The 23,611-nt window shown below is 68.4% G+C and carries 19 protein-coding genes; 10 read left to right on the forward strand and 9 right to left on the reverse strand.

The window, feature by feature from the left end; all coding sequences use genetic code 11:
- Positions 1-620 precede the first annotated feature (620 nt).
- Genes KEG38_RS39290 through KEG38_RS39300 form a run of 3 tightly spaced genes read left to right on the forward strand, consistent with a single transcriptional unit; the run spans position 621 to position 4,421 of the window.
- Positions 621-2,390 carry an iron-containing redox enzyme family protein gene (locus KEG38_RS39290; RefSeq protein WP_272425585.1) on the forward strand — a complete coding sequence of 590 codons (1,770 nt, stop codon included), beginning with the start codon at positions 621-623 and terminating at the stop codon, positions 2,388-2,390.
- The gene (locus KEG38_RS39295; RefSeq protein WP_272425586.1) at positions 2,390-3,541 is read left to right on the forward strand and encodes an aminotransferase class V-fold PLP-dependent enzyme; all 1,152 of its coding nucleotides are present in this window, start codon (positions 2,390-2,392) and stop codon (positions 3,539-3,541) included. The genes KEG38_RS39290 and KEG38_RS39295 overlap by 1 nt, the downstream gene beginning before the upstream one ends.
- Positions 3,542-3,587: 46 nt before the next feature.
- Positions 3,588-4,421: a methyltransferase domain-containing protein gene (locus tag KEG38_RS39300; RefSeq protein WP_272425587.1), complete on the forward strand. Its 834-nt coding sequence runs from the start codon at positions 3,588-3,590 to the stop codon at positions 4,419-4,421.
- A 223-nt stretch (positions 4,422-4,644) separates the two neighbouring features.
- Here the strand turns inward: KEG38_RS39300 and KEG38_RS39305 are convergent, their stop codons facing one another.
- A complete protein-coding gene (locus KEG38_RS39305) occupies positions 4,645-4,788 on the reverse strand; it encodes a hypothetical protein (protein ID WP_272425588.1) in 144 nt (47 codons plus the stop codon).
- Between the two features lie 212 nt (positions 4,789-5,000).
- Between KEG38_RS39305 and KEG38_RS39310 the strand changes: the two genes are divergently transcribed.
- Entirely contained in the window at positions 5,001-6,389 is a 1,389-nt protein-coding gene (locus tag KEG38_RS39310; RefSeq protein WP_272425589.1) for a serine/threonine-protein kinase, read from the forward strand.
- Positions 6,390-6,429: 40 nt separating this feature from the next.
- Here KEG38_RS39310 and KEG38_RS39315 read toward each other — a convergent pair whose 3' ends face one another.
- The 3 genes from KEG38_RS39315 to KEG38_RS39330 form a co-directional block, all read right to left on the reverse strand.
- On the reverse strand, positions 6,430-7,347 hold the full coding sequence (locus KEG38_RS39315) for a pentapeptide repeat-containing protein (protein WP_272425590.1): 918 nt from the start codon (positions 7,345-7,347) through the stop codon (positions 6,430-6,432).
- Between the two features lie 69 nt (positions 7,348-7,416).
- A complete protein-coding gene (locus KEG38_RS39320; protein ID WP_272425591.1) occupies positions 7,417-7,608 on the reverse strand; it encodes a hypothetical protein in 192 nt (63 codons plus the stop codon).
- A 105-nt stretch (positions 7,609-7,713) separates the two neighbouring features.
- On the reverse strand, positions 7,714-8,334 hold the full coding sequence (locus KEG38_RS39330) for a pentapeptide repeat-containing protein (RefSeq protein WP_272425593.1): 621 nt from the start codon (positions 8,332-8,334) through the stop codon (positions 7,714-7,716).
- 587 nt (positions 8,335-8,921) lie between these two features.
- Between KEG38_RS39330 and KEG38_RS39335 the strand changes: the two genes are divergently transcribed.
- A complete protein-coding gene (locus KEG38_RS39335; RefSeq protein ID WP_272425594.1) occupies positions 8,922-9,338 on the forward strand; it encodes a hypothetical protein in 417 nt (138 codons plus the stop codon).
- Positions 9,339-9,383: 45 nt separating this feature from the next.
- Here the strand turns inward: KEG38_RS39335 and KEG38_RS39340 are convergent, their stop codons facing one another.
- The 3 genes from KEG38_RS39340 to KEG38_RS39350 form a co-directional block, all read right to left on the reverse strand.
- Entirely contained in the window at positions 9,384-12,029 is a 2,646-nt protein-coding gene (locus KEG38_RS39340; protein ID WP_272425595.1) for a pentapeptide repeat-containing protein, read from the reverse strand.
- A 384-nt stretch (positions 12,030-12,413) separates the two neighbouring features.
- Positions 12,414-12,686, reverse strand: coding sequence for a hypothetical protein (locus tag KEG38_RS39345; RefSeq protein ID WP_272425596.1), 273 nt, complete (start codon positions 12,684-12,686; stop codon positions 12,414-12,416).
- Positions 12,687-12,880: 194 nt separating this feature from the next.
- Positions 12,881-13,360 carry a hypothetical protein gene (locus KEG38_RS39350; RefSeq protein WP_272425597.1) on the reverse strand — a complete coding sequence of 160 codons (480 nt, stop codon included), beginning with the start codon at positions 13,358-13,360 and terminating at the stop codon, positions 12,881-12,883.
- A 335-nt stretch (positions 13,361-13,695) separates the two neighbouring features.
- Between KEG38_RS39350 and KEG38_RS39355 the strand changes: the two genes are divergently transcribed.
- Positions 13,696-14,223: an RNA polymerase sigma factor gene (locus tag KEG38_RS39355; RefSeq protein ID WP_272425598.1), complete on the forward strand. Its 528-nt coding sequence runs from the start codon at positions 13,696-13,698 to the stop codon at positions 14,221-14,223.
- A gap of 309 nt (positions 14,224-14,532) precedes the next feature.
- Positions 14,533-14,853, forward strand: a complete 321-nt coding sequence (locus tag KEG38_RS39360; protein WP_272425599.1) for a Dabb family protein — start codon at positions 14,533-14,535, stop codon at positions 14,851-14,853.
- A 34-nt stretch (positions 14,854-14,887) separates the two neighbouring features.
- Here KEG38_RS39360 and KEG38_RS39365 read toward each other — a convergent pair whose 3' ends face one another.
- Positions 14,888-16,057, reverse strand: coding sequence for a hypothetical protein (locus KEG38_RS39365; RefSeq protein ID WP_272425600.1), 1,170 nt, complete (start codon positions 16,055-16,057; stop codon positions 14,888-14,890).
- 102 nt (positions 16,058-16,159) lie between these two features.
- Here KEG38_RS39365 and KEG38_RS39370 point away from each other — a divergent pair, with 102 nt between their 5' ends.
- On the forward strand, positions 16,160-17,032 hold the full coding sequence (locus KEG38_RS39370) for a LysR family transcriptional regulator (protein WP_272425601.1): 873 nt from the start codon (positions 16,160-16,162) through the stop codon (positions 17,030-17,032).
- A 79-nt stretch (positions 17,033-17,111) separates the two neighbouring features.
- On the opposite strand, the gene KEG38_RS39375 is transcribed toward KEG38_RS39370, so the two are convergent.
- The gene (locus KEG38_RS39375) at positions 17,112-21,776 is read right to left on the reverse strand and encodes an nSTAND1 domain-containing NTPase (protein ID WP_272425602.1); all 4,665 of its coding nucleotides are present in this window, start codon (positions 21,774-21,776) and stop codon (positions 17,112-17,114) included.
- 73 nt (positions 21,777-21,849) lie between these two features.
- Here KEG38_RS39375 and KEG38_RS39380 point away from each other — a divergent pair, with 73 nt between their 5' ends.
- Together KEG38_RS39380 and KEG38_RS39385 are read left to right on the forward strand one after the other, a co-directional pair.
- The gene (locus KEG38_RS39380) at positions 21,850-22,338 is read left to right on the forward strand and encodes a hypothetical protein (RefSeq protein WP_272425603.1); all 489 of its coding nucleotides are present in this window, start codon (positions 21,850-21,852) and stop codon (positions 22,336-22,338) included.
- 160 nt (positions 22,339-22,498) lie between these two features.
- A partial coding sequence (locus tag KEG38_RS39385; protein ID WP_272425604.1) for a Kelch repeat-containing protein occupies positions 22,499-23,611 on the forward strand: 1,113 nt, incomplete at its 3' end.

Here is a 23,611-nt window from a genome sequence, read left to right on the forward strand (position 1 = left end):
CCGGCCCCGTACGAACCTCTCCCGGCGGCTGCGTCAGGCTTGGCGCCTCCGCGTGCCCGCCACCGACCGCGACCCTGCCTTTGCGACCGTGATACCCCATCGCCCGGGGAACAGGACACGTTCGTATTCGCAGACCTCCCCGGCCTCGAACGCGTTTTGGCCGATCATGGCTGCCCAGAGGACGCAACACCAGCCGAGCGCGCGCAGTGCGACCCGGTCCCGTCAAGGCTACGCATGATCGCGCCGGACGGCGCGATCGCCCCTTCGCGTGCCAGCAAGCACGCGAAGGGTGACAGCCATTGACGTGTTCGTCACGGTCCCGGACCGCAAGCACGCCGTCTCTTGCCCACGTCAAAACCCGACGGAGCCTCCATCTGCCCGAACAGCGATAGCTGTTCCATGCCTGGTGTCTTCAACGTCGCAGGAGCTGGACGTGCAGAGGCCACGACGTGCCTGCGCAGCGCCGCATTCGGGGTGACCACGGCGCAAGAAAATCGACCCACTGGGCACGCTTCCGACGTGCTACCGCGCGGAACGTCCACTTCTTGACCGCGGACGAGCGCCGCGTTTATACGGTCGGCGCGATGGGACGTAGCGTCGTAATGGAGCTTGGAAGCGATATGCATTCGACACAGAGCCATTTTGAGTTCGGTTCGCGGCGCCTCACGGCGCTCGCGCGGGCCGTCGGGATCGACGATCAGATCGACGCGATGCGCGGCATCTTCCGTCGCATGCTCGGGACCTGGGCCGACGCGCCCATCGGCGAGGCGCCGCCGTGGCCATCGGATGCATCGGACGATCATACGCCCTACGAGTTTTCCGTTGCCGTCGGGGGGCCTTCCCCCGAGCTCCGGATCCTCGTCGAGAGGCGCGCGGATCCGCCGACGCTCCGCTCGAACCTGGAGGCGGCCGCGGCTCTCCACAAAGAGCTTGCGCGCGATTTCAACATTCGCCTCGACCGGCTGCGCCAGATCGAGGATCTTTTCTTCCATCCCGACGCGCAGGGCGCCTTCGCCTCCTGGCATGCCGCCTCGTTCTGGCCCGGTCGCGCGCCTGCATTCAAGATTTACCTGAACCTCCAGGCGCAAGGCGTCGCGCGCGGCGCAGCGCTCGCCGAGGCCACGCTGAATCGGCTTGGTTTCGCCGGTGCATGGCCCGTCGTCGCCGAGCACGCAATGGGGCGAGGGCCCGCGCTCGATGTGCCGCTGTATTGCTCCCTCGATCTGTCGACGCGCGGCGACGCGCGCGTGAAGCTTTACTTCCGGCACTTGCAGGCCTCGCTGGACGACCTCGAGCGCGCATGCGGCGCGGCGCGGAGCTCTTCGCCCGGGCACGTCGCCGAGTTCTGCGCGACGCTCGCCGGCGACGGGCCGTTCATGGCGAAAGGGCCGGTCTCGTGCCTGGCGTTCGTCGAGGGTGACGTCGAGCGCCCGTCGGCGAGCACGATCTACTTCCCCGTGGGCGCTTATGCGCCGGATGATCGAGAGGCTCGCAATCGGATCGCGACATACGCGAGCCGCCACGGGCTCTCCGTCAACGCGCTCGCAGGCCCCCTCGAGGCATTTGCCGAGCGGCCGCTCGATGCTGGGACCGGAATGCAGAGCTACGCGTCGCTGCGCTGGGTCGACGAACCGCGCGTGACAGTTTACCTCGGGCCGGAGGCCTACCGCGTCGAGCCGCCTCGGACGACCGTGAAGGCAAAGCCCGCCCCCGCCCTCGAGCCCGCCACCGAGGTCGTGCGCCACTACGAGGCGACACCGGCGACGGCGCACCCCTTCTTCGAACGCCTCCGGCGCGAGCCCGTGGACCTCGAGCGGCTATGGAAGCTGCTCGCCAACTTCCGCGCGGCCATCACGCTCGATTTTCCCCAGCGCCTCGCGGCGCTCACGGCGCGCGTAGAGGACGACCGCATCCGCTGCATCCTCGCGAAGCAGCTCAACGACGAGCTCGGCAATGGCGATTTCTCGCGCGCCCACCGCAACCTCTTCGAGCACATGTTCGCGGGCATCGCGGCCACGCTTTCGTCGGCTGAGATCACCGACGAGCTCGTGCGACCCGGGCGCGATCTGGGCCTCGAGCTCGAGCGGCTTTATGTCACGGCCGACCCCTACGAGGGCCTCGGCGCGAGCCTCGTCGTGGAGATCTACGGCAAACACGTGGACGCCTTCGTCGCCGACGAGTTCCGCCGCCAGCGCTCTGTCGCGCCCCAGACGCTCGAATGGCTGCATCTGCACGAGCAGCTGGAGGTCGACCACGCCGACGAATCGATGGAGCTCGCGAGGCTCTTGCCCTCGAGCGGGTCCCCCCTCGAGGCCGCTTGGCGCGGCGCGCGGGCCGTGGCCAATGGCTCGTGGAGGTTCTTCGACGGGATGTACCGGAGGTGCTTCTGATGAGCGGCGCGCCGCCTGCGCCGGACTTCGCCGCTCTCCGCGCGCGGTTCCCGGTGCTCCGAGAGCGCACCTATTTCGATACGCAGAGCGTGGGCCCGTTTCCGGAGCAGATGCTCATCGACCTCGACGAGTACCGCCGCACGCTCTTCCTGCGCAACCGCGGTATGGCGCTCTGGATCGAGCGCATGGAGGAGCTCATCGGCCTGCTCGAGCGGCTCCTCGCGGCGCCGCGCGACGCTGTGGCATTGATGCCGAGCGCGACCGCAGCGCAGGCCGCCATCGCCGCGACGCAGGTGCCTCGAGGACGACGCGATCGAATCCTCTATACCGCGCTCGACTTTCATTCGTCGCAATACCTGTGGGAAGCCCAGAAGCGCAGGGGGTTCCAGGTCATCGAGGTGCCCTCGACCGACGGGGCCACGCCGACGAACGGCCTCGTCGAGCGGATCGACGAGCGCGTGGCCGTCGTGGCCTTGTCGCTCGTATCACCACGGACGGGCGCGCTCGCGGACCTGCGCGCCATCGTCGAGGTCGCGCGCGCGAGGGGCGCGCTCGTGGTGGTCGACGCCTATCAGGCGGTCGGCGTCGTCCCGATCGACGTCGCGGCGCTCGATGTCGACGTTCTGGTCGGCGGAACGCACAAATGGCTGTGCGGTGGCAGCACCGGCCTCTCGTTCCTGTACGTGCGTCCGGCGCTCGCGGAATCGCTCGAGCCGGTCTACCCGGGCTGGATTGGCCATCGCGAGATGGTCGGCTTTGCGCCCTCCTACGAGCCCGCTCGTGGCGCGCGCCGCTTCATGCAGGGCTCGCCGGCCATCGAGCCAGTGTACACGGCCCGGGCCGGGCTTCAATTCGTGCTCGACGCAGGCGTCGAGGCCATCCGCGCACGCAATCTCTCGCTCACCGAGCGCCTCATGGCGCGCGCCGACGAGCGCGGGCTCTCGATCCGGACGCCCCGCCCGCCTCATGCGCGCGGAGGATCGATATGTCTCGCGGTGGAAGAGGGCGAGCGTATCGTCGCCGAGCTCGCGCGTGACGGCATCGACATCGACACGCGCCCGGGTGGCGTCCTGCGCGTGGGGCCCCACGCGTGCAACACGGAAGAGGAATGCGATCGCGTCATCGACGCCATCGGGCGCGCCCGAAACTGACGGGCGAGCGGCTGCTCACGAGCTACGACGAAGGAAAGGATTACGAATGACTTACGAGGCCAAGGTTCGAGAGTTTTACGACACCGCGCTCCATTGTTACGAGCAATTCATGGGAGACCGCTGGCACCACGGAGACCCGGAGGCAGAGGCGAGCGGCGTCTCGCCCCGGCGGGCGTGCGAGATACTCGAGGAGCAGATCGTGTCGCTGGTCGGGCTCGAGGAGGGCCGCTGGGCCCTCGACTTCGGTTCCGGGATCGGCGGACCCACGCTCCACATGGCCAAGGTGTCGTCTGCATCTTTTGTCGGGATCACCAACAACGAGCGCCTCAACCAGAGAGCCCGGGACAAAGCCGCGGAGCTCGGCCTCGCCGCGAAGGCGCGATTCATCACCGTGGGAGACACCGATTACAAGAATCTCCCCTTCCCGGACAACACCTTCGACGCCGCCACCTTCTACGAATCGGTGTGCCACATCCCGGACAAACCGGCACTCTTCCGCGAGCTTTGCCGGATCCTGAAGCCGGGAGGCCGCCTGGGCGGCATGGACTGGTTGCAGCGGCCCTTCGGTGATCACCAGACCGAGGAGCAAATCATGCAGTTCATGCGGCCCCTCAACGACTCTACGGCGATCCCGGGGCACGGCACCGTCGAGAGCTACAAGAAAATGATGGAGGCCGCAGGGCTCGAGGTGACCATGGCTCGCGACATGTACGAGGGCGTCAAGTCGCGAGGCAGCGCCACGCCGGCGGAGCAGGCGCAATGGCTACATTACGAGGGCCCCGAGGGAGAGATGTTCCAGAAAGGAAAGAAGGCCCTCGACGACGCGCGCAGCGCCGGCGTCTTCACCGTCGGGATGTTCGCGGCCGTCAAGCCTCGATGACCGGCCGCTGCCTCGGCGCTTAGGACGAATCAACCAGGATTTCTGCCTCCTCGGCGCGTGGCATGCGTCCCATGCGGCGGCCAACCGTATCCCTATACACCATTCGGACCCGCTTCCTGCCCTGGGGCTCCCCGCGCTCCGTCTTGAAGGCAATTTCCTGCCGCGTCCCTCGGCGGTACGTCGCTGGGGCAGGGCGTGCGCGTGGAGCGCTTGGCCGGAGCGCTCAGGGGGTGATGGGCTCGTAGAGCAACACCGTGTGACCCACGTTGTAGTCGCCTTCGTCGCGGGTGGTGATGAACGCGCGGATGCACCGGCCGTGCGCGACCTGCTCGACCGTCCACCCGCTCGCGGTCAACAGGAACGTCACGTCGCTCGAGTCCCGACGGAGCCTCCATCTGCCCGAACAGCGATAGCTGTTCCATGCCTGGTGTCTTCAACGTCGCAGGAGCTGGCTCCACCGCCAGAGCCGACGGACGTGCAGAGGCCACGACGTGCCTGCGCAGCGCCGCATTCGGGGCGAGTACTCCATGAAATCGGATCATGTGAAACCGTGGGTACACCGCCGGGAGCAAGGCCCCCGTGCTCGTTCACGTCACGGTCGCACGCGAGGTCGAAAACGGCGTGCCCGGTCCGATCGAATCGTGGTGGATTTCCGCGACGAGCCTAAATAACATCAAGATGAAGGTGCAGCCCCCCCGGCGGGCGGCGGCGGAGGCAGCACCAGGTAAAGCGACGATGCGCATCGTGTACGCGACGAAGAATCGGATCCAGGTCACGGAGGACCCGCTCGGGCTCGTGCTGGACACGCTCGAGTACGGCCTCTCGGACGTGCTGGCCCCCGAGATCGACGCCCGCCTTGCCCCCGGCGGCAAAGGGTTTCACCTCGAAAACGTCTTCACGATTTGGCGGGCAGAGGAGCCGGACGATCTGCCGTCGAAATATTGGGCCGATCCGCCGTTCGACACGAGCCGCGACGAGGTATGGGCCATCGCCCGCGACACGTGGCGCGGCGGATCCATTTACGAGCTCATCGAGGGCGGCGAGCTGCGCGGGCTCCTCGAAGACGCGAAGAAGCATTATGCCGCGATACGAAGCGGCAGGACGGCGCAGGCGTTCCCCCTCGGCGCTACGATGGCCGCAAGGAGGTACGGGATCGCCGAGCGGGCGCGGGGTCTGCCCGAGGGGCGTTTTCATCGCGGGTTCGACGTGACGAACCCGAACGGCCCAACGATCCTCGTCACCCTGGGCGGCAAGCAGGCGCGCTCGCTCGACGAACTCGCGCGCGAGCTCGAGCTCGCGGTCCCGGGCGTGGGGAATCTGCGGTATGTCGGCCCCCTCGACGACACCCCCGCAGGCGTGGAGCTCGACGCGCTCGCCGAGGAAGAGCCGCTCGGACGGCCGAGCGTCGGATCGTCGGCGACATCAAGGCCCTTCGATCTCGCGACGACGGCCGGGTTGGGGATCGCGCTCGCGGCGATCGTGAAGGGCGCGCACGAGGCGGGGCTCTTTTTGCTCGGCCTGCGCCCCGAGCTCGTGTACCTCGACGTACGCGCGAAGCGCACGCTGATCACGGGCGTTTTACCGCGGCACGATCGATTCCTCCAAACGGTGAACCCCCCGGCGCCGATGGCTCCTTGGCCCGCCATTTACATGGCGCCGGAGATCCTCCTCGACCAAGCGAAGCCGACGGATCGAGCCGACGTCTTTTCGTTGTGCGCCATCCTGACGCGCTGGGCGACGGGCGAGCCTCCGTTCGCCGGCGATTTCGACGAGCAAGCCGCGGCGATGCGGCGCGGCGAGCGGCGCGCATGGACGGGCCCGGACGAGCTCGCGGCCATCGTGGCGCAGGGGCTCGACCCCACGCCCGGCCGGCGCCCCCCGCTCGCGGACGTCGTGGCCGTCCTCGAGCCATTCGCGCCGAAATGGTCGACCGACGAGGATGACGAGGATGACGAACCCGACGAGTGAGAGGACATTCGATGGTTTTGCGGCCCGCGAGCCTTTCGCCTCAATACCCCACGACGTCCTCGAACGTGGGAGGCTCGCCCGTCATACCCTCGAGATCCGCGCCCTCGAGATCGGCGCGGCGGAATATGAGGCCACGCGCAGAGGCGCCGGCAAACCGAGCGCCGCGGAGGCGGGTCTCGGTGAACCGCACGCGCTCGAACGAGGCACCGCTGAAATCGGCCTCGGGCAGCGAAGCGCAAATGGGAAAAATGCTGCGCCAGGTCGCCGCGCGAAACGAGACGCCCCGCCCTTCTGCGTCTTGCATGGGGCAGGTATCGAGGACCGCGCGCTCGAAATTCGCGCCGTCGAGGTGGGCGCAATCGAGCCTGACGAACTTGAGCTTCACGCCCGTGAAGTCGGCGCCCGCGAGCCGCGACCGGCGCATGTCGGTGGCCTTGAGGGCATTGCCCGCGAAACGCGCGCGCTCGAGGTTCGCGTCGGCGAGCGCCGTCTCCGCGAGATCCGCGCGCGAGAGATCCGCGCCCTCGAGGTTGGCCCGATCGAGCACGACGCTGCCGAGATTGGCGCCGCCGAGGTCGGCGCCCGACAAATCGGCGGAGATGAGGTTCGGGCAGGGGCCCCGCCGCCGCGCGTTGAAGAGGCTGACGTCGTTCCACAGGCAACGGATGAGCTCGAGCCGCTCTCGCTGCTCGGGATCGATCACCTCGATGTCCGTGAGGTCGGCTCCCTGGAGGCGCGATTTCACGAGCGCGAGAGCTCTGACACGAGCGCCCGCGAGCCGAGCCCCCGTCAAATCGCACCACCCGAGCATGGCCAGGCCGAGATCGAGCCCCGCGAGATCGGCGCCACGAAGATCGATGCGCGTAGGGTGCGGCAGCGCGTTCCTCTGCGCGTTGAAGGCACCAACGTCGCGCCGGAGCAGCTCGAGCCAAGCGTCCTTGTCCTGCGGAGAAAGCATCGCCCCCATCGTATCACCGCCAGAGCGGATGCTTTGCATGCGCCCCTGAGCTGGAACTTCGCCCCAAACTCATCGCACTTCTGGGCGCCCGTCGCCGGCGGAGCGATCATGCTCTCTCCGAACGACCGCGATGGATGGCTCGAGCTCCTGCTCCGCGACCCAAAAGCGTTCAACGATCAGAAAAATGCGCTCGGGCTCGGGGTGCGGATCGAGGCGGATCCCGGCCCGCTCGAGCGTGTGCGGCTGCTCCGCGCGCTTCACCGGAGCCACGATGCGCGCCGTCAGGTTTCGCGAGGCGAACCTCCTCGGCGCCACGCTCGACGGCACGCGCGGCGAGCCGCCGATGTTCGAGGACGTCACGGGGCCTTAGGGATCCCCTACGGCCGGCGGCAACGGGCCGTCCGATTGGCATTCTTCGAAGCGCCATCGCGGCTGGCTCCCGGGTTTCGGCGAGATCTTCGCGCCGCGCAGATCGCAGCGCACGAACGTCGCTCCTTCGAACCTGCCATCACGCAGGTCCACGCCGCGGAAATCACAATCCTCGAACGTAGCCTCACGGAAGAGGGCCCTGTTCATCCAACACCCGCGCCCGTCCACCTCGCGGAACGTCGAATTCACGAACCTTCCCAGCGTCATCTGCGTGCTCTCGAAGCGCGTGTCTTCCACGGTCGCGCGGTGAAACCCCACCTCCACGAGGTTACACCGCGTGAAGGTCGAGCGCCGGATCGTCGCGAGCCCGAGCGCCACGAAATTCATCGCGGTCTCGACGATCGTGCAGCCGAGGAGCTCGACGTTGTTCATGTTCGCGGCGCTGAACTTCATTTTCAAGAAACGACAGTCTTCGAAGCGCGCCCCGACGAGCGTCTCGTTTCCCACGGGAAAGTGGCTGAAGCGCATCCCCTTCACCTGGATGCGGCTCGGAGAATCATCGATGCGCGCGGGGTCGAGCGTCAGCCCCACGTCATCCGGATCGCTCCGCTCGGGCAAACCTCTTTCGTATTGTCCGGGTGCCAGCGGACGACCTGGATGAGGTCGAACTTGCGGCGATCGGGGAGGAGCATCTCGTCGAGCTTGGCAATCGCGTCCGAGCTCCCGCCTTTACGCCTGCTCGACTCCGCGCAGGAACCTCCGACGGAGGCCGCGCTCGAACATGGTTTCAGGCATCATGCGCGGCAAGAGGTGCGCCCACATCCCGACGCGATGATGCAGCGCGGGCGCGTCGCTCCCCGCGATCTGTACGATGCGCTCGGCGACGGGTGCAGGGTCGGGAGCGGCGGCGAGCGCAGCATCGATCGCCCGGAACGCGCTGTCGCGGAGGGGGCGGTACGCGTCGATGCGCGGGGGCGCGACGAGAGCGCCGCCACTTCGTAGCGCAGCGCCTCGGTGACCTCTTCGAGACGAACTTCTGGGGCGTCGCGCCGGCAGTGGCAGCTGCTCCCTAGGGATGACGCACCCACCGAATGACGCAGCCGCCCCGGCGCCGGCGGTGTCGCGCCGAAGGTCGAGCGGTGCACAACAAGTGTGCCCGCCGCCGGACCTGGACAAAGCCCTTCGCGCCGCCTACCCCTCCTCGCGTGTCCTGCCCACTGATCCTCGAAATCCCGGCCCGCGCCTGCCGAGCGAGGGATGTCGTCGCGGCGCTCCGCCAGCGCGGCATCGCGGTCACTTCCGACCTCGAGCACAGTGACGAAGATCGCAGCGAATACCTCTGCCGGCGCGGATACGTCAGCCTTGCGCTCACGATCCGTCGCGATCGCGCATCCGACGTGCTTTACGTGAGCTTTTCGGCCGATCTCTCGAAATGGCGTTGGTGGAACTTCCCTTTCCTGTGGCTCGCGGGCATCTTCACGGCCGGGGCCGAGATCGACCTCCAGCGCGACGCATTCGCGGCCCTCCGATCCTTCGGGCCACACCATGTCGCCGGCGGTGAGGTGCTCGGTCTGCGCTTCGAGGACGATCGCGCGGCGGAGGTGTCGAGCGATCCGCGATGACGCGCCTCAACGACCCCGCGCCGTGCGGCGGGGAGGCTGATCCGGTCAGCTTGGAGTGTACCCGTCCGGAAAGCGCGCGCCCTCGAGGCGTGCGCCGGCCAAGCTCGTGTACGACAGATCCGCGCCGGAGAGGTCGGCGCCACGCAGATCGGCGCCGTCGAACCGCGCCCCGCCGAGCTGCGCGCCGAGCCGGGCCTCGCGTAGGTCGGCCTGGGTGAAGTCGACCCGACCGCAGCGCGCGCCGTCGAGGTTCGCGCCGCGGAGGTCGGCGCCGCGGAAGACGGCGTCGTAGAGCTCGGCCCCCGCGAGATTGGCGCGCGCGAGCTTCGCCTCCTGGAGGGGCGCGGCGCCCAGGTTCGCGCCGCGGAGGTCGATCCCCTCGAGATCCATCCCCGCGAGGGAGATGAACTCGCCGTACTCCGTCTGCCAGCGGGAGCGCCAGCGGTTCCAGCGAGCGATGCCGTCCGGGATCTCGCCGCGCAGCATCGCGCGGGCCTCGGCGAACGTGGGCAAGAGGAGCTCGTTCAGCTTCTTCTCGCTCATCTTCACGACGCGCTCGCCCTTCGCGATGCGTGCGTCGATCTCGAGCTCCACCTTCGAGGGGACGTGCTTCGTGTACGGGATGAGCGCGGGGACGAAGTGCGTGGCGTCCTTGCTCTTCTTCGTGACCTCGCCGCCGAGCTCGCGGAGCGTCTCTTCCCGGAACTCCTTGCTCGTCCGAACCTCCAGCGCCGAGCTCTGGAACTTCCCCGCATAGAGGAAGCGGGTGCCGGCGAGGCGTTTCTCGAACAGCTTCGTCGGATCCTCGGCGGGCTTCTCCGCCGCGGCGTCGAGTCCGAGATCAAAGGGCGTGGTAGCTTCCTCGCCGGTGCGCGGGAACGCGCGCACGACGACGTTCCCCCATCCGTCCACGTGCGCGATCTCGGTGCCGTCGTCCGACGCCGCGAGCGCGCGGATCGCGAACCCGTGAACGTCGATGTCCTCCGCGGCGGGCTCGTCGAGCCACGTGCCGGTCTCGGCATCGGCCGTGCGAAGCCGCCCGGCGGAATCGACGACGACGACCCGCCGATGGTCGACGAACGCGAGCTGACCAAGGCGCATGACGGGGTGAGGGAGCGACGCCGTCACGGCGCCGGAGCGCGGATCGATGAAGACCAGCAGGCTGTTCGAATCGTGGTTGCCACTCGACCGGTCGACGCTCACCGCGATCCAGCCGATGCTGGAGACCGCGACGCCTCCGCAGTACGCGGGTGCTCCGTCCGGGAGCGCGATCGTGCGAACGGGCTCGTCCGGGGTGGTCGGGCGCCAGATCCGGACGTCCTCGGACACGCTGACCACCCAGCCGTCGCCCGGACCGTAGGCGAATGCCGTGACGCGCTGTTCGTGCGAGAGCGCGGCGGTGCGCACGGAGCGCGTGAGATCCCAGACCTCGAGCACGAGGTCGGCCGCGTAGAGGGCGGTCTTCCCGTCGCGCGAGATGCTCACCCGTGGGCGGGGCGAGCTCGCGGCGTTGTCGAAGAGGCGCCGCTCGGCGTCCGAAAGCTCGCGGACGACCCGCGCGTGGTCGTCGCCGACGACGAGAAGCTCGCCGTCCGGCAGGGCCCCGATCGCGGTGTTCGGTCCGTGGGAAGGGCGTTCGATGCGCGTGCCGTCGCCGCGGCGGAGCGAGACGAGCGTCCACGGCGTGGCGACGACGAGGCGATCGCGGGTCAGCGCGATCGCGCGGGGCTCGGCGAGCGCCGGCTCGCCCGTCACACGCTCGCCCGTGCCACTCCACACGCCGAGGCCGGAGGCGGTGGCGCCCGTCGCGATCCAGGCGCCTCCCGGCGCGATGGCCATGGCGGAGCCTTGCGCGTGCTGGCGAGAGACCGTCACGCGGCGGACCTCGGCGCCGTCCGCCGTCCACCAGCGGAGCGCGTGCTCGTTCCCGTACGAGACCAGCCCGCCCCCCGGCAAGAAGGCGAGCCACCGGCAGGCCGCCGGACCTCGATCCACGTCGCCGCCGGCTTCCTCGGCGAAGAAGCGGTGGGTCGGGAGGTGCCTCGTGGCGATCGGGGTGAGGGTCCCGGCGTCCCAGAAGAGGATTCTCCCCTGGCCATGCCCACCCGCGAGCCGCTCCCCGTCGGGCGAGAACGCGAGCGCGAGGACCTTCGTGCTCTTCCGCTTCGCGCGCTCCTTCCGGGTCTTCTGGTCGAAGACGCGCACGACGCCCTTCTCGCCACCGGTCGCGAACGTCCGACCCTCCGGCGCGAACGCAAAGGCGTAGATCTCGCCGTCTTCCTTGATGACGCCCTCGCGCTTGCCCGTGCGCGCGTCGAAGATGCTCGCGATCGAATCGCGCCCGTGCGTCGCGAACGACGTTCCATCGGTGCTCAGCGCGACGGAGTCGAAGGCGCCGGTCTTCGCGGTGCCGACGTGCCAGATGCGCTCGCCATCGGCGGTGAACCGGGCCACGCCTTCGCGGGACCAGAGGAGGAAGTCGCCCCCCGGCAGGACGGCGAGCTCCGTGAAGGTGCCGGGGACGGTGATGGGATCGAGGGGTTGTCCATCCGGAACACGGAAGCGATGGAGTCGCGCGCGCTTCTTGCCGGCGACGAGCCCGACGAGCACACGCGCGTCCGGCGAAAAGGCGACGCCCTGGAAGATTCCGGGCGCGTTGAAGCGCGTTGCACCGAGCACGTTTCCAGCCATCCTGCGGGACCTCCAGTTCGAGGCGCGCCCGGGGAGGGCGGCGCGCTCGACCGTCGTCGAATTTGGCGTGGCGTGCAAGGGAATGCAGCCATACGACGTGAACGGGAGCACCTAGGACAAATAAACCAGGATTTCCGCCTCCTCGGGCGCGTAGCACGCATCTCGCGCGGCGGTCAACCGTGTGCCTGGTGTCTTCAACGTCGTAGGGGCTGGCTCCATCGCCAGGGCCGAGGGGCGCCGAGAGGCCACGACGTGCCTGCGCAGCGCCGCATTCCTATGCAATCGGCGGCCGGGCCAGATACCGGCACAGTCTCTCCACACGGCGGCGATCGCGGCCATCGATCACCGCGCCCGCGTGAATGTCGAACCCGCACCCACCTTCTCTCAAAGCACCCAGTCCACGCCCATCGTCAGCACCCCACGCACCCGCCACGGCACGAGCACGTGGTGGGTCTCCCCGCCGACCTGCGTCACGTAGCGCGTGTCGAGCACGTCGGCGTCGAGCCCGAGCAGCGTGGTCACGTGGACTGCGCGGGAGGCATGGAACGCGACGCCGAAGAGCGCGGTGGCGAGCACCGAGACGCGATAGGTGGCCGGCTGGAGCTGAAGTGATCTCTCCGGCGACGATTTCTTTCTCGAGCGTCGGTGGGGCGACATCCCCAGGCTCCGTATCGGTCGTGAGGGCGGCGTGCTGCTGCTGCCGCTGCTGCCGCTGCGCAGCTGCGCAACACGCTGCGTCACATCATCGGCCCCCTGCACCGCCTCACGCGACGGTAGGGGGCGCCGGTAGACGTGCCTCGGGACGTGGCAGCCTGCTTTCGCGATAGCGGGGGCGAAGATGAGGGGCTGCGCTATGGATGATTCGATTCCGCTTCTGTAACGCTCAGGACGGCCTGCGCGGAGCGGTCTGGCCAGCGGGTGCCGACCCAGATATCGTATCGGCCTTCCGGAGCGTTCGACAAATCGATCGTCGGATTCCGCGTGCCATACGAGTCGTCGGAGCAGTACCATTGGCCGGACGGGTCGGAGATGAGCAGCGTGGTATCTTCGCCCGACGTCACGTAGAAGCGCAGCAAGGTCGAGACGCCCTCGCGACGGACGCGGTAGTCTGGCGCATCCGCAACGAAGCCTTCGCAGCCGGAGCGGACCGAGCTCACGTTGTTGGACCCACCCGCCGTGACAATCACGAGAAATGGGTCACCCGAGAAACCAGCCCGAAGCGTGGTCTCGCCCTCGCGTGGGTTCAAGGTAAAGTCGATCCTCGCGAACGCGCTGGTCGCCACCAGTAGCGCGGTGAGGCCTGCGAAACAAGCCAGGGATGACTTTTTCATGGAGTTCTCCCTCCCGGTCGCTCTCGAGAGCGTCCTGACCATCATGTTGTGATGGGGACGTCAGGCGGCAAGCGAGCCACGACCCGACGATGCGCGGCGAATGAACCGTAACGGAAGCGGAGGCGCACGCCTTCTGCCAGCTTGGATCTTCCTCTCATTCAAGCGGCCGCGCCACGCAGTCCCGATGGATCCTGGTTCTTCCTAGACGAACCATATCCCCCACTTTCCCATTGCCTTCCCCGACAAACCATGAGACACAAAAAAGCGACGCCGGCCGGCGCTCACATCACCGACCGGCGTCTGACCCGAAACCCGCACGAACGGAGTTCCAGGCTATGCCTAATGTAGACGTCCATCCTGAATCCGCCAAAAAACCTACACACATTCCCTCCCCGGAGGCGTCTTTCGAGCGGTTTTACCGCGAATGCCGCCCCTTCGTCCGCTCCATCGTTCTGCAGCGCGGCGTCCCGGAGCGGGAGGCAGACGACCTCGTGCAGGAGGTCTTCGTCATCGCCTGGCGCCGCTGGGACAGCCTCGTGACGCCCGAGGGCGCGCGGTCGTGGATTTCTACGATTGCGTTCTATGTCGCCTCGAATCACCAAAAGCTCTTGCGATATCGCGTGGAGCATCTCGCCGACCGCGATCCGCCGGAGCCGACGTTCGAGCCGCGGGTCGTGGAGGCGATGGATGCCGCGCGACGGGTGGAGAGGGCCGTCCGGAGGCTCAGCCGGAAGGTGTGGGTGGTGGCCCGCGCGTATCTGACCGACGGCCGGTCGATGCCGGAGATCGCTCGGACGTTGCGGATTCCCCTCGACACCGCGTATGCCCGGCTCGGCCTGGCACGTCGGCGGCTTTCGCTCTGACCTCACCCACCCCAACCCTCCCTTTCCACACAGTCTGAGTGACAGTAACAGTGACTGTCACTGTTACTGTCACGGACGCGGGCGGCACATGATGATCCGTCGTGCGGGCCCGGGTATTGCCCGGCCGGCGCTCCTCTCGCCTCAGCACGACCCTGGCACGAACGCTGCTAATCCATCGCTCTGCCTCCGAGCGAACCTGGTGGCGTCCGTTCACGCGCTCCACGCTGAACAGCGCGCCCTCCGGTCACTCGCGATAGAATGGCGACCTCGAGAGGTCAACGCTCACGAAGGAGAACTACGATGCCTATCATGTCCACCACGGAAAAGAAACCCGTCGAGCACCTCGTGATTCTTCGCTGGAAGTCCACCGCATCCGAGTCGGCGAAGAAGGACGCCGAGGAGGCGATCGCCAGCCTCCCGAAGCAGATCCCCGGAATCGACGCCTACGTCGGGGGCCGGCAGAACAGCCCCGAAGCTCCGGGCCGGGGTTGGGATTTCGGGTTTCGCATGACGTTCCGCGACATCGAGTCCCGCGATGTCTATCTGACCCATCCGGTGCACGTCGACGTGAAGACGAGGTTCATCGAGCCCATCATGGACGCCGCCGTGGTATTCGACTTCGAGCACTGACAGGCGTCCGAGCCCTCGGCAACCGCCTCCGCGCTCACGGCGCGATGCTGAACCGCGTCGTCCAGCGATGCGTCGTGCCCGGAATCGTCACCGAAAGCCGGCACTCGCCGGCGTCGCCGATTGCGGCCACCGGAATGGTGCTGGAAGCGTATGGCTCGACGACGCCCACGTTCGCCTCGCATTGCGTGGGCGTCGACGACGCCGACGCGAACCAGGCCCCCGGCACGTGCTCGCAGAGCTTTCCGTGCGTCGTCATCGCCGCATCGACGTGGAGGTCGACACCATTGCTCTGCTCGGGGAGGAAGAGCTCATACGACGCACCTTCCTCGATGGGCTCGGAGACGTTGCCCTTGAGGGCGGCCTTGCGAAGGTAGAACGAGGCATCGACGGACGTCAGCGCGTCTGGGCCCACCACCTGGAAGGCGTGCATCCCCTGCACCGGCAGCGTCGTGTCGACCGATACCGTCACCGAGCCTGGGCCTGCGGTCAGGTAGGTGGCGCCGGGCCCAGGCGCCAGGTCTCCATTCGATTGCAGCGTGAGGGCAACGGGCACGGGCGCATTGATCGCCGAAAAGGGCTTTCCTGTCGCATCGAGCGGGCGTGCCGTCGGCGCCCATAGCGGCGCCCCCGACGGCAGCACCATCGTGTCCCAGCAGCCGGCCAGTTGCTGGTGAAACTGCTCGACCACGAAGCCGACGACGCGCTTGACGTGCAGCACGAGCCGGTGCTGGAGCGGCAGCGCGGTCGCAATCGATCCGTCCCCGGAGGGGCAGTGCTGCCCGGTGATCTCGCCCTCGAGGAGCACGGTCACGGTGCCCTCCTCCCGGAGCTCGACAGCGAGCGCGCCGCCGACGAGCTCGACCGTCGCGGCCGTCCCCTGCACGTCGGTGATCGACTTCCAGACCACCGGGCCGGGGTGCATCTGGCAATCGGACGAAAGGACGTAGCCGTCCTGCGGCACGAGCGTCACTTCGCGCGGGTAGCCATCGCCGAGCCCGTAGATCAACTCGGTCTCCTCGTTCGCCTGCCCATTCGCGAGCTCGGCGTAGGCGTCGACGTCGGACGACGACGCATACCTCGCTGGCAGCGTCAGCGTGTGAACGGGCGCTCCGGGGCCGGGCGACGGATCGGCAGAATCAGGGGCGGGGCTATCGGCGCAGGCGACGAGGGCGAGGCCGAACACGAGCGAAAGAAGGGCGCGCATGAAAACCTCTGTGGGGGTGGGGGGACTCGACAGGCGTAGCGCCCGAGAGGCCGGGTGAGAATGCACGTCGGCACCCGACGGCCGTGCAAGAATCCACAGCCTATGAATTGGGACGATCTGCGCTTCGTCGCCGCGCTTTCGCGCGCCGGTTCGCTGGCCAAGACGGCCGCGGTGCTCGGCGTCGATCACACCACGGTCGGCCGGCGTATCGAGGCGGCCGAGCGCGCTCTCGGCCTGCCGCTGTTCACGCGCACGGCCGCAGGTTACGTCCTGACGCGCGACGGCGAGCGGCTGCTTTCCCCCCTGCGCCAGGTCGAGGACGCGGTGCTTGCGCTGGAGCGCGGGGTCCATGCGCAGCGCGGCGCGCTGGAGGGCACAGTGCGGGTGACCTCGCCCGAGACCTTCGGCATCGCGTACCTGGCCCCGCGCCTCGCGCGCTTTGGCCGCCAGTACCCGGCGCTGTGCGTCGAGCTTTTGCCGGCTGGCGCGGTGCTCGACCTCAGCCGCAGCGAGGCCGAGCTGGCGGTGCGATTCGTGCGTACGTCGCACGAATCGCTGCGGGTCCGCCGCGTCGGGGAGGTGCGGCACGGCTTCTATGCGTCCGCCGCGTATTTGGCTCGGCACCCGGTTCGGACGCCGGACGATCTGCACGAGCACCCGCTGCTGCTGCCTGCGAGCGGCGTCGAATTGGCCTGGCTGCAACATCTATCGCCGGGCGTGCGGCCCGCCTTCGTGAGCGATGTATCGCTGGCCCTCGCCGAGGCCGCGCAGGCCGACGCCGGGGTGGCGGTGCTGCCGAGGTTCCTCGGGGACCGGACGCCGGGCCTGACGCACGTGCCCATGCCGCGCGAGCCTGGGCAACCGCTATGGCTAACCGTGCACCGGGACTTGCGGCAAACCCCCCGGGTGCGCGTGCTGGTCGATTTTCTGGTGGCCACTCTGCGGGCCGACCGCGACCTCTTGCTCGGCGCCTGAGCACGTGGTCCGGTTTTCCGCTACAGGCGTCGCCATACCTCCGGCCATGGCGCTCGCGGGACGCCTCGGCGTCGAGGTATCAAGGGTGCGCCGCTCGGCGGTCGTTCGCCTCGGCGACGCGGCGCTGGCAGCTCGCGAGCTGCTCGGCGGCGACGTCCTCGGATACGCCGAGCAGCTCCTTTCGTAGCTCGATGGGCGGGCAGTAACGGGTGGCCGTCCAGAGCGCCGGGTCCTCCAGGCTGGTGAAGCGCTGGAGGCGGGGCCATACGGTGGCCCAGGACTTCATCTTGCCGGTGGCTGGGTCGATCCCGCTATGCGAGGCGGTGACGATACGCGTGCCGTCCGGGCTCCACGCCGCCGAATGGGCCTCGAACTCGGGGATGCGGAGGATCGCCGGCTCGCCCGTACCATCTGCGTTCCACACGCGCACGGTCTTGTCATCCGAGAAGGTGACGATCTGGGCGCCATCTGGGCTAAACGCCCCCCCTCCCCTTGCTCCGGTGCCAACGGGTGCGCCGTGTCCCTCGAGCCGCAGGGGCTTGCCCGTGCCATCGGCGTTCCACACCCAGGCGGTCTTGTCCCAGGAAGCGGTGACGACGCGTGTGCCGTCGGGGCCAAACGCCGCCGAAGAAACGCCATCCTGGTGCCCCTCGAGCCGCAGGGGCTCGCCCGTCCCATCGGCGTTCCACACCCGGGCGGTCTTGTCTGCCGAAGCGGTGACGATGCGCGTGCCGTCGGGACTAAACGCCGCCGAATAGACGCGATCCTGGTGCCCCTCGAGCCGCAGGGGCTCGCCCGTCCCATCGGCGTTCCACACCCGGGCGGTCTTGTCCCAGGAAGCGGTGACGATGCGCGTGCCATCGGGGCTAAACGCCGCCGAAGCGACGCGATCCTGGTGTCCCTCGAGCCGCAGGGGCTTGCCCGTGCCATCGGCGTTCCACACCCGGGCGGTCTTGTCCCAGGAAGCGGTGACGATGCGCCTGCCGTCGGGGCTCCACGCCGCCGAAGCGACGCGATCCTGGTGCCCCTCGAGCCGCAGGGGCTTGCCCGTGCCATCGGCGTTCCACACCCGGGCGGTCTTGTCCAAGGAAGCGGTGACGATGCGCGTGCCGTCGGGGCCAAACACCGCCGAAGAGACGCCATCCTGGTGCCCCTCGAGCCGCAGGGGCTTGCTCGTGTCGTCGGCGTTCCACACCCGGGCGGTCTTGTCCCCGGAAGCGGTGACGATGCGCCTGCCGTCGGGGCCAAACGCCGCCGAATAGACGCGCTCCTGGTGCCCCTCGAGCAGCAAGGGCTTGCCCGTGCCATCGGCGTTCCACACCCGGGCGGTCTTGTCCCCGGAAGCGGTGACGATGCGCCTGCCGTCGGGGCTAAACACCGCCGAATAGACGCGAGCCTGATGCCCCTCGAGCCGCAGGGGCTTGCCCGTGCCGTCGGCGTTCCACACCCGGGCGGTCTTGTCCCAGGAAGCGGTGACGATGCGCGTGCCGTCGGGGCTGAACACCGCCGAATAGACGCGATCCTGGTGCCCCTCGAGCCGCAGGGGCTCGCCCGTGCCATCGGCGTTCCACACCCGGGCGGTCTTGTCCCAGGAAGCGGTGACGATGCGCGTGCCGTCGGGGCCAAACGCCGCCGCATGGACGCTAGCCTGGTGCCCTTCGAGAAGCAGGGGCTTGCCCGTGCCATCGGCGTTCCACACCCGGGCGGTCTTGTCCCCGGAAGCGGTGACGATGCGCGTGCCGTCGGGGCTCCACGCCGCCGAATAGACGCGATCCTGGTGCCCGTCGAGCCGCAGGGGCTTGCCCGTGCCATCGGCGTTCCACACCCGGGCGGTCTTGTCCAACGAAGCCGTGACGATGCGCGTGCCGTCGGGGCTGAATGCCGCCGAATAGACGACATCCTGGTGCCCGTCGAGCCGCAGGGGCTTGCCCGTGCCATCGGCGTTCCAGACCCAGGCGGTCTTGTCCCCTGAAACGGTGACGATGCGCGTGCCGTCGGGGCTCCACGCCGCCGAATAGACGACATCCTGGTGGGAGAGAACCACGCTCGCGATTCCCTGATGCTTGGCCCAGAGGGCCAGCTCGCGCCACCGCGGCGGAAGCTCGCCCGCAGGCTCCATCTCGCGTAGGAGGGCGAGGACCAGGGTCGGGTCGGACTGATGCTCGCGGGCGCTCGCCATACGGCTGGCATTACGCGCCTCGGCCGCACGCTTGTCCGCCTGGGCAGCGCTCTTCCGGGCGTCATCGGCGCTCTTCTGCGCCTCCGCGGCGCTCTCTTGGGCCTCTACGGCCTTGTCATCGGCCCGCCTCGCCTGGCGTTTGGCCTGCACGCCGAGGAGCGAGACCACGAATGCAAAGAACGCGAGAAACGCAATGACCCCGCCGGTCACCTGGCGGCGCCTCCGCCGCGACCGCTCCGCGAGCCTGACGACCGCTTCGAGATATCCCCGATCCCGCTTCCCGAGCCCGAGCGTCCCCTCCGCGTCGCCTTCGGCCTTCTTCCGCGCGAGCCATTGCTCCGCCTTGCTGGCCGCCTCGTCGCGCCACAAAAACCCCTTTGCCTTGCCGTTCTTCTCCCATTGCGAAGCCGCGCTCCGCAGCTCGACCAGAAACTCCGCGTCCTTTTCGTTCTCGTCGAGCCATTGCTCGAGCTTCGCCCACCGCTCGATGAGCGATTCATGCGTCAGCTCGACGGTCTTGCCCTCGCGCTCGCCGCCCGCCTCGATGGAGAGCAACCGCGCGTCCGCCAGATGGTGCACCACCTGCTCGGCAAGGGCGGGCTCCTCCGAGAGCGCGCAGAGCTCCTCCAAGCGCACCACCGCGCGCGTCCGCTCCGGCGTCACCAGGCGCAAGAAGATCGCCCGCGCGAGGCACTGCTCGGACACGCTCATCCCCGCGAGCACCGCATCCGCGTGCGTCGAGAGCGCGCCCGAGGCGCCGCCGAGCGCGCGATACGCCTTCCGCGTCAAGAGCCGCTCTTCGCGGTCGCGCGCCTCCCATAACTTCGTCGCCGTGAACTGCAAGAGCGGCAGTGGGCTCTTCATCCCCCCGAGATCGCCGAGCATCTCGTCGCAGAGCCCCTCGTCCTCGAACCGATAACGCGCCGCCGTGAGCGGCCTTTGGAGCGCGCTCCGCATCCCATCGGCCGTCATGGGCGGCAAGAACATGAGCCCCCGCGTCATCGCCGACAGAAACCGCCGGTCCTCCGACACGCGATCGAGAAAATCCGCACGGATGGTCACGATCACCCGCAGCGGCGACGACGCGTCGTCCGCCACGCCCTCGAGGCACGCGCAAAACGCGGCCCGCTCCGACGCATCGCTCCCCAGCGTATACAGCTCCTCGAGCTGATCCACGACGAGCAGAATGCGGTGCTCGCCGCCGCGCTTTCTGCATCGCGCGCGCAGCCTCTCGCCGAGCGCTCCCGGCTGGGCCCGCAAGAGCTCGGCGATCGCCGCCGGATCGGCTCCGCCTTCGGCCGCGTTGCCCGAGCTGTCCACGAAAAACGCGAGCACGTCGGCGAGCGCGGCGAGAGGACGCCGCCCCGGGCGAAGGACGAACGCCTCCATCTCGCGGCCCGCGCGCCGGAGCGCCGGGATGACGCCCGCTCGCACGAACGAGGATTTCCCCGCGCCCGAAGCGCCCGCGATCGCGACGAGCTGCTGATGGCGGAGCTTGCCGAGCACCGCGGCGATATCGTCGTCACGCCCGAAGAAACGCGCGGCGTCCGATTCTTGAAATGCGGAAAGGCCCGCGAACGGGCTCTCGTCCTCGGCGAGCGCCGCGGGCTTCGTCGTCTCTGCGCCGAGTCGCTCGAGCAGCCCCACGAGCTCCTTGGCCGAGCCGATTCGCTCGCTCTTGCGCTTCTTCAAGCACCGATCGATCACCTCCGCGAGCGGATGGCCCGCGCCAAGCTTGTCACGGGCGCTCGGCATCGGCATATCGAGATCCGAGACCCCCACGAGATCCGGTAGCGTGAGCGGCGCGAGCGGATGCGCGCCGGTCGCGAGCTCGAACAGGATGAGCCCCGCGGCCCAGACATCGCTGCGCCCGTCGAGCGGCTCGCCGAGCCATTGCTCCGGCGACATGTACGGCATCGTGCCCACGAGCGCGCCATCCTGCGTCAGATCGAGCATTGGGGACTTCGAGGCGAGCGTGGCGGGCAACGTTTGCATGAGATCGAGGGCGACCTGCTTGGCGATGCCGAAATCGACCACCTTCACCTGGCCGCCGTCGGCCAGCAGGATATTTTCGGGCTTCAGATCCCGATGGACGATGCCCATGGCGTGCGCGCAGGCGAGGGCGCGCGCGACGGGGAGCATCCGCTCCACGACCACGGACGTGGTGTCATGCGCCCTCTCCGTCATGGCCTCGCGCAGCGTGCGGCCCTCGATATACTCGAGGACCATGTACGGAGAGCCCTGCGCGTCGTCGACATCGTAGATGACGACGATATTCTCGTGCTTGCATTGCGCCGTCGCGCGCGCCTCGGCGAGGAAACGCGTTGCCGCTTGCCCCGTATGCTCGAGCAGGAACTTGATGGCGACGAGCCGGCCCAGGCGAACGTCACGGGCCAGAAACACCATCCCCATTCCGCCCGCGCCGAGCTTGCGAATGAGCTCGTAATGTTTGAGGACCGTGCCGGGCTGCAAGTGGAGATGGGCGCTGGAGGCTCCCGCGGGCATCGCCCGATTGCCTGGAGCGAAGGCAGGCGTGGCGCTCGAAGGCGCGGCGAGCGTGTCCATCAGCGCATCCGCGGGCTCATGAGGTGTGGAGACGCCTTTTCGAGCGGCGGAGGATGAATCGGCGGAAGGGGCCATGACGGTGCGAGGCACATGTTCTTCCGACAGCGCTTCCCTGTCAAAGGACAACCCTCGGGACAAGCTGCCGCTGCCGCTGCCGCTGCTGCTGCCGCTGCTGCTGCTGCTGCTGCTGCCGCTGCTGCTGCTGCTGCTGCTGCCGGAACGCTTCTCCTTTCAAGGCTTCCGACGCGCAGCTCGGAGGATGCGCGCAGGCACCGCTCGCGTCGCAAACGTCGTCCGTGCAGGGGTTGCCGTCGTCAGGACAAGCGCAAGGGCCGGCGTCGACCTGCGGGTCGGATCCCGCTTTCCACCGTCCAGCCTTTGTCTGTTCTGGAACCTACGAATCGCGGAACCCTGTGAGGCGACCACGCAAACGAACGCCAGTGGAAGAACGACTTCCCGCACGCCTGCTCGCGCCCATACAGGCGCTCTGCCGCCGGCGCTCCGGCCTTTGCACCGTCCTGTTACCAGCGCGTGCGGCGGCGAACCGGGTGCCTCGCTCTGACGCGTCCTGATCTCGTTTCTGGCGCTCCCGGCTCTCGCTCTGTCACGAGGCAAATGGCACGATGGCCGTGTCATGGCCCTTTGACACGAAGCGCTTCAGCATGCGGTCCCGTGGCTACGGGGGGCGCGACGAGCACAGTGCAAGCTGCCAAGGAGAATTCATGCAGAATCGAATCGCTGTCTTCCTTTGCGCCATCGCCGGTATCGCGGGCGGCGCCGCTTGTCGTCCCGACACGTCCACGCCGAGCGAGAGCATCAGCAATGATACGGGCGGGCGCGGTGGGAGAGCCGGCGCCGGCGCTACGGAGCTCCGCGCGCGTTTTCCTCAGAAAGCGCCGGCGATCCTCGACGTAGGAGAGAGCTTCCTCCCTGTGGAGAACGGCTTCGCCTCTCCGTCCCCGCTCTCGCGCACCTCCGGCCGCAGGGGGCTCATGATGAGCCTGCCCGCGGCGGCGACCCGCGCAGTCGTTTTGCATACGCCCGACGGATTCGAGATCCGCGTGCGAGAGCGAGGCATCGTCGGCCCGGGCGCGCCCGAAAACCTCGCGGTCGTGTATCCTCGCGAGGGGGGTTCGTCCTTCTGGACCGCCGTCGAGGCAGGGTATGAGGAGTGGCTCCTGCTCGACGAGCACGCGACGGCGGGGGACGGGCCCGTCGCAACGTGGGACGTCGAAGGCGCCGCGCTCCGGCAGGACGGGGACGCGGTGGAGGTGCTCGACGCGGCGGGCGGGACGCGTGTACGCGTCACGGCGCCGGCAGCCTGGGCCGAGGACGGGCGTCCTGTGGACGTGAAGCTCGTCGCGCGTGAGGCCACGATCGAGCTCTTCGCCGACATCGAGGGCGAGTCGCTCCTCGTCGACCCGTTGTGGACCTCGCCGCCGGCCATGACCACGCCGCGCTGGAACCACGCGGCGGCGCTCCTGCAAGACGGCAGAGTCCTCATCACGGGCGGCGCGACCACGGGCAACTGGGATTTACCGACGGCTGTCGTCGATATCTACGACGTCGCGACGAACACCATCACCGCCGCCGCGCCGATGACCGTCCCCCGCAATTACCACACGGCGACGGTCCTTTCGGACGGCCGCGTCCTCGTGGCCGGCGGCTTGACCACGAACGGTGTCTCGCTGCAGAGCTGCGAGATCTACGACCCGACCATGAACACCTGGTCGTCCGCCGCGGCCATGAATGTCCGGCATCGCCGGCACGCCGCGGATATCCTCTCGAATGGTCAGGTCGTCGTTGTCGGCGGTTACGCCGACAACCACGCCACA

Source organism: Polyangium jinanense (assembly GCF_028435265.1).
Classification (GTDB): domain Bacteria; phylum Myxococcota_A; class Polyangia; order Polyangiales; family Polyangiaceae; genus Polyangium; species Polyangium jinanense.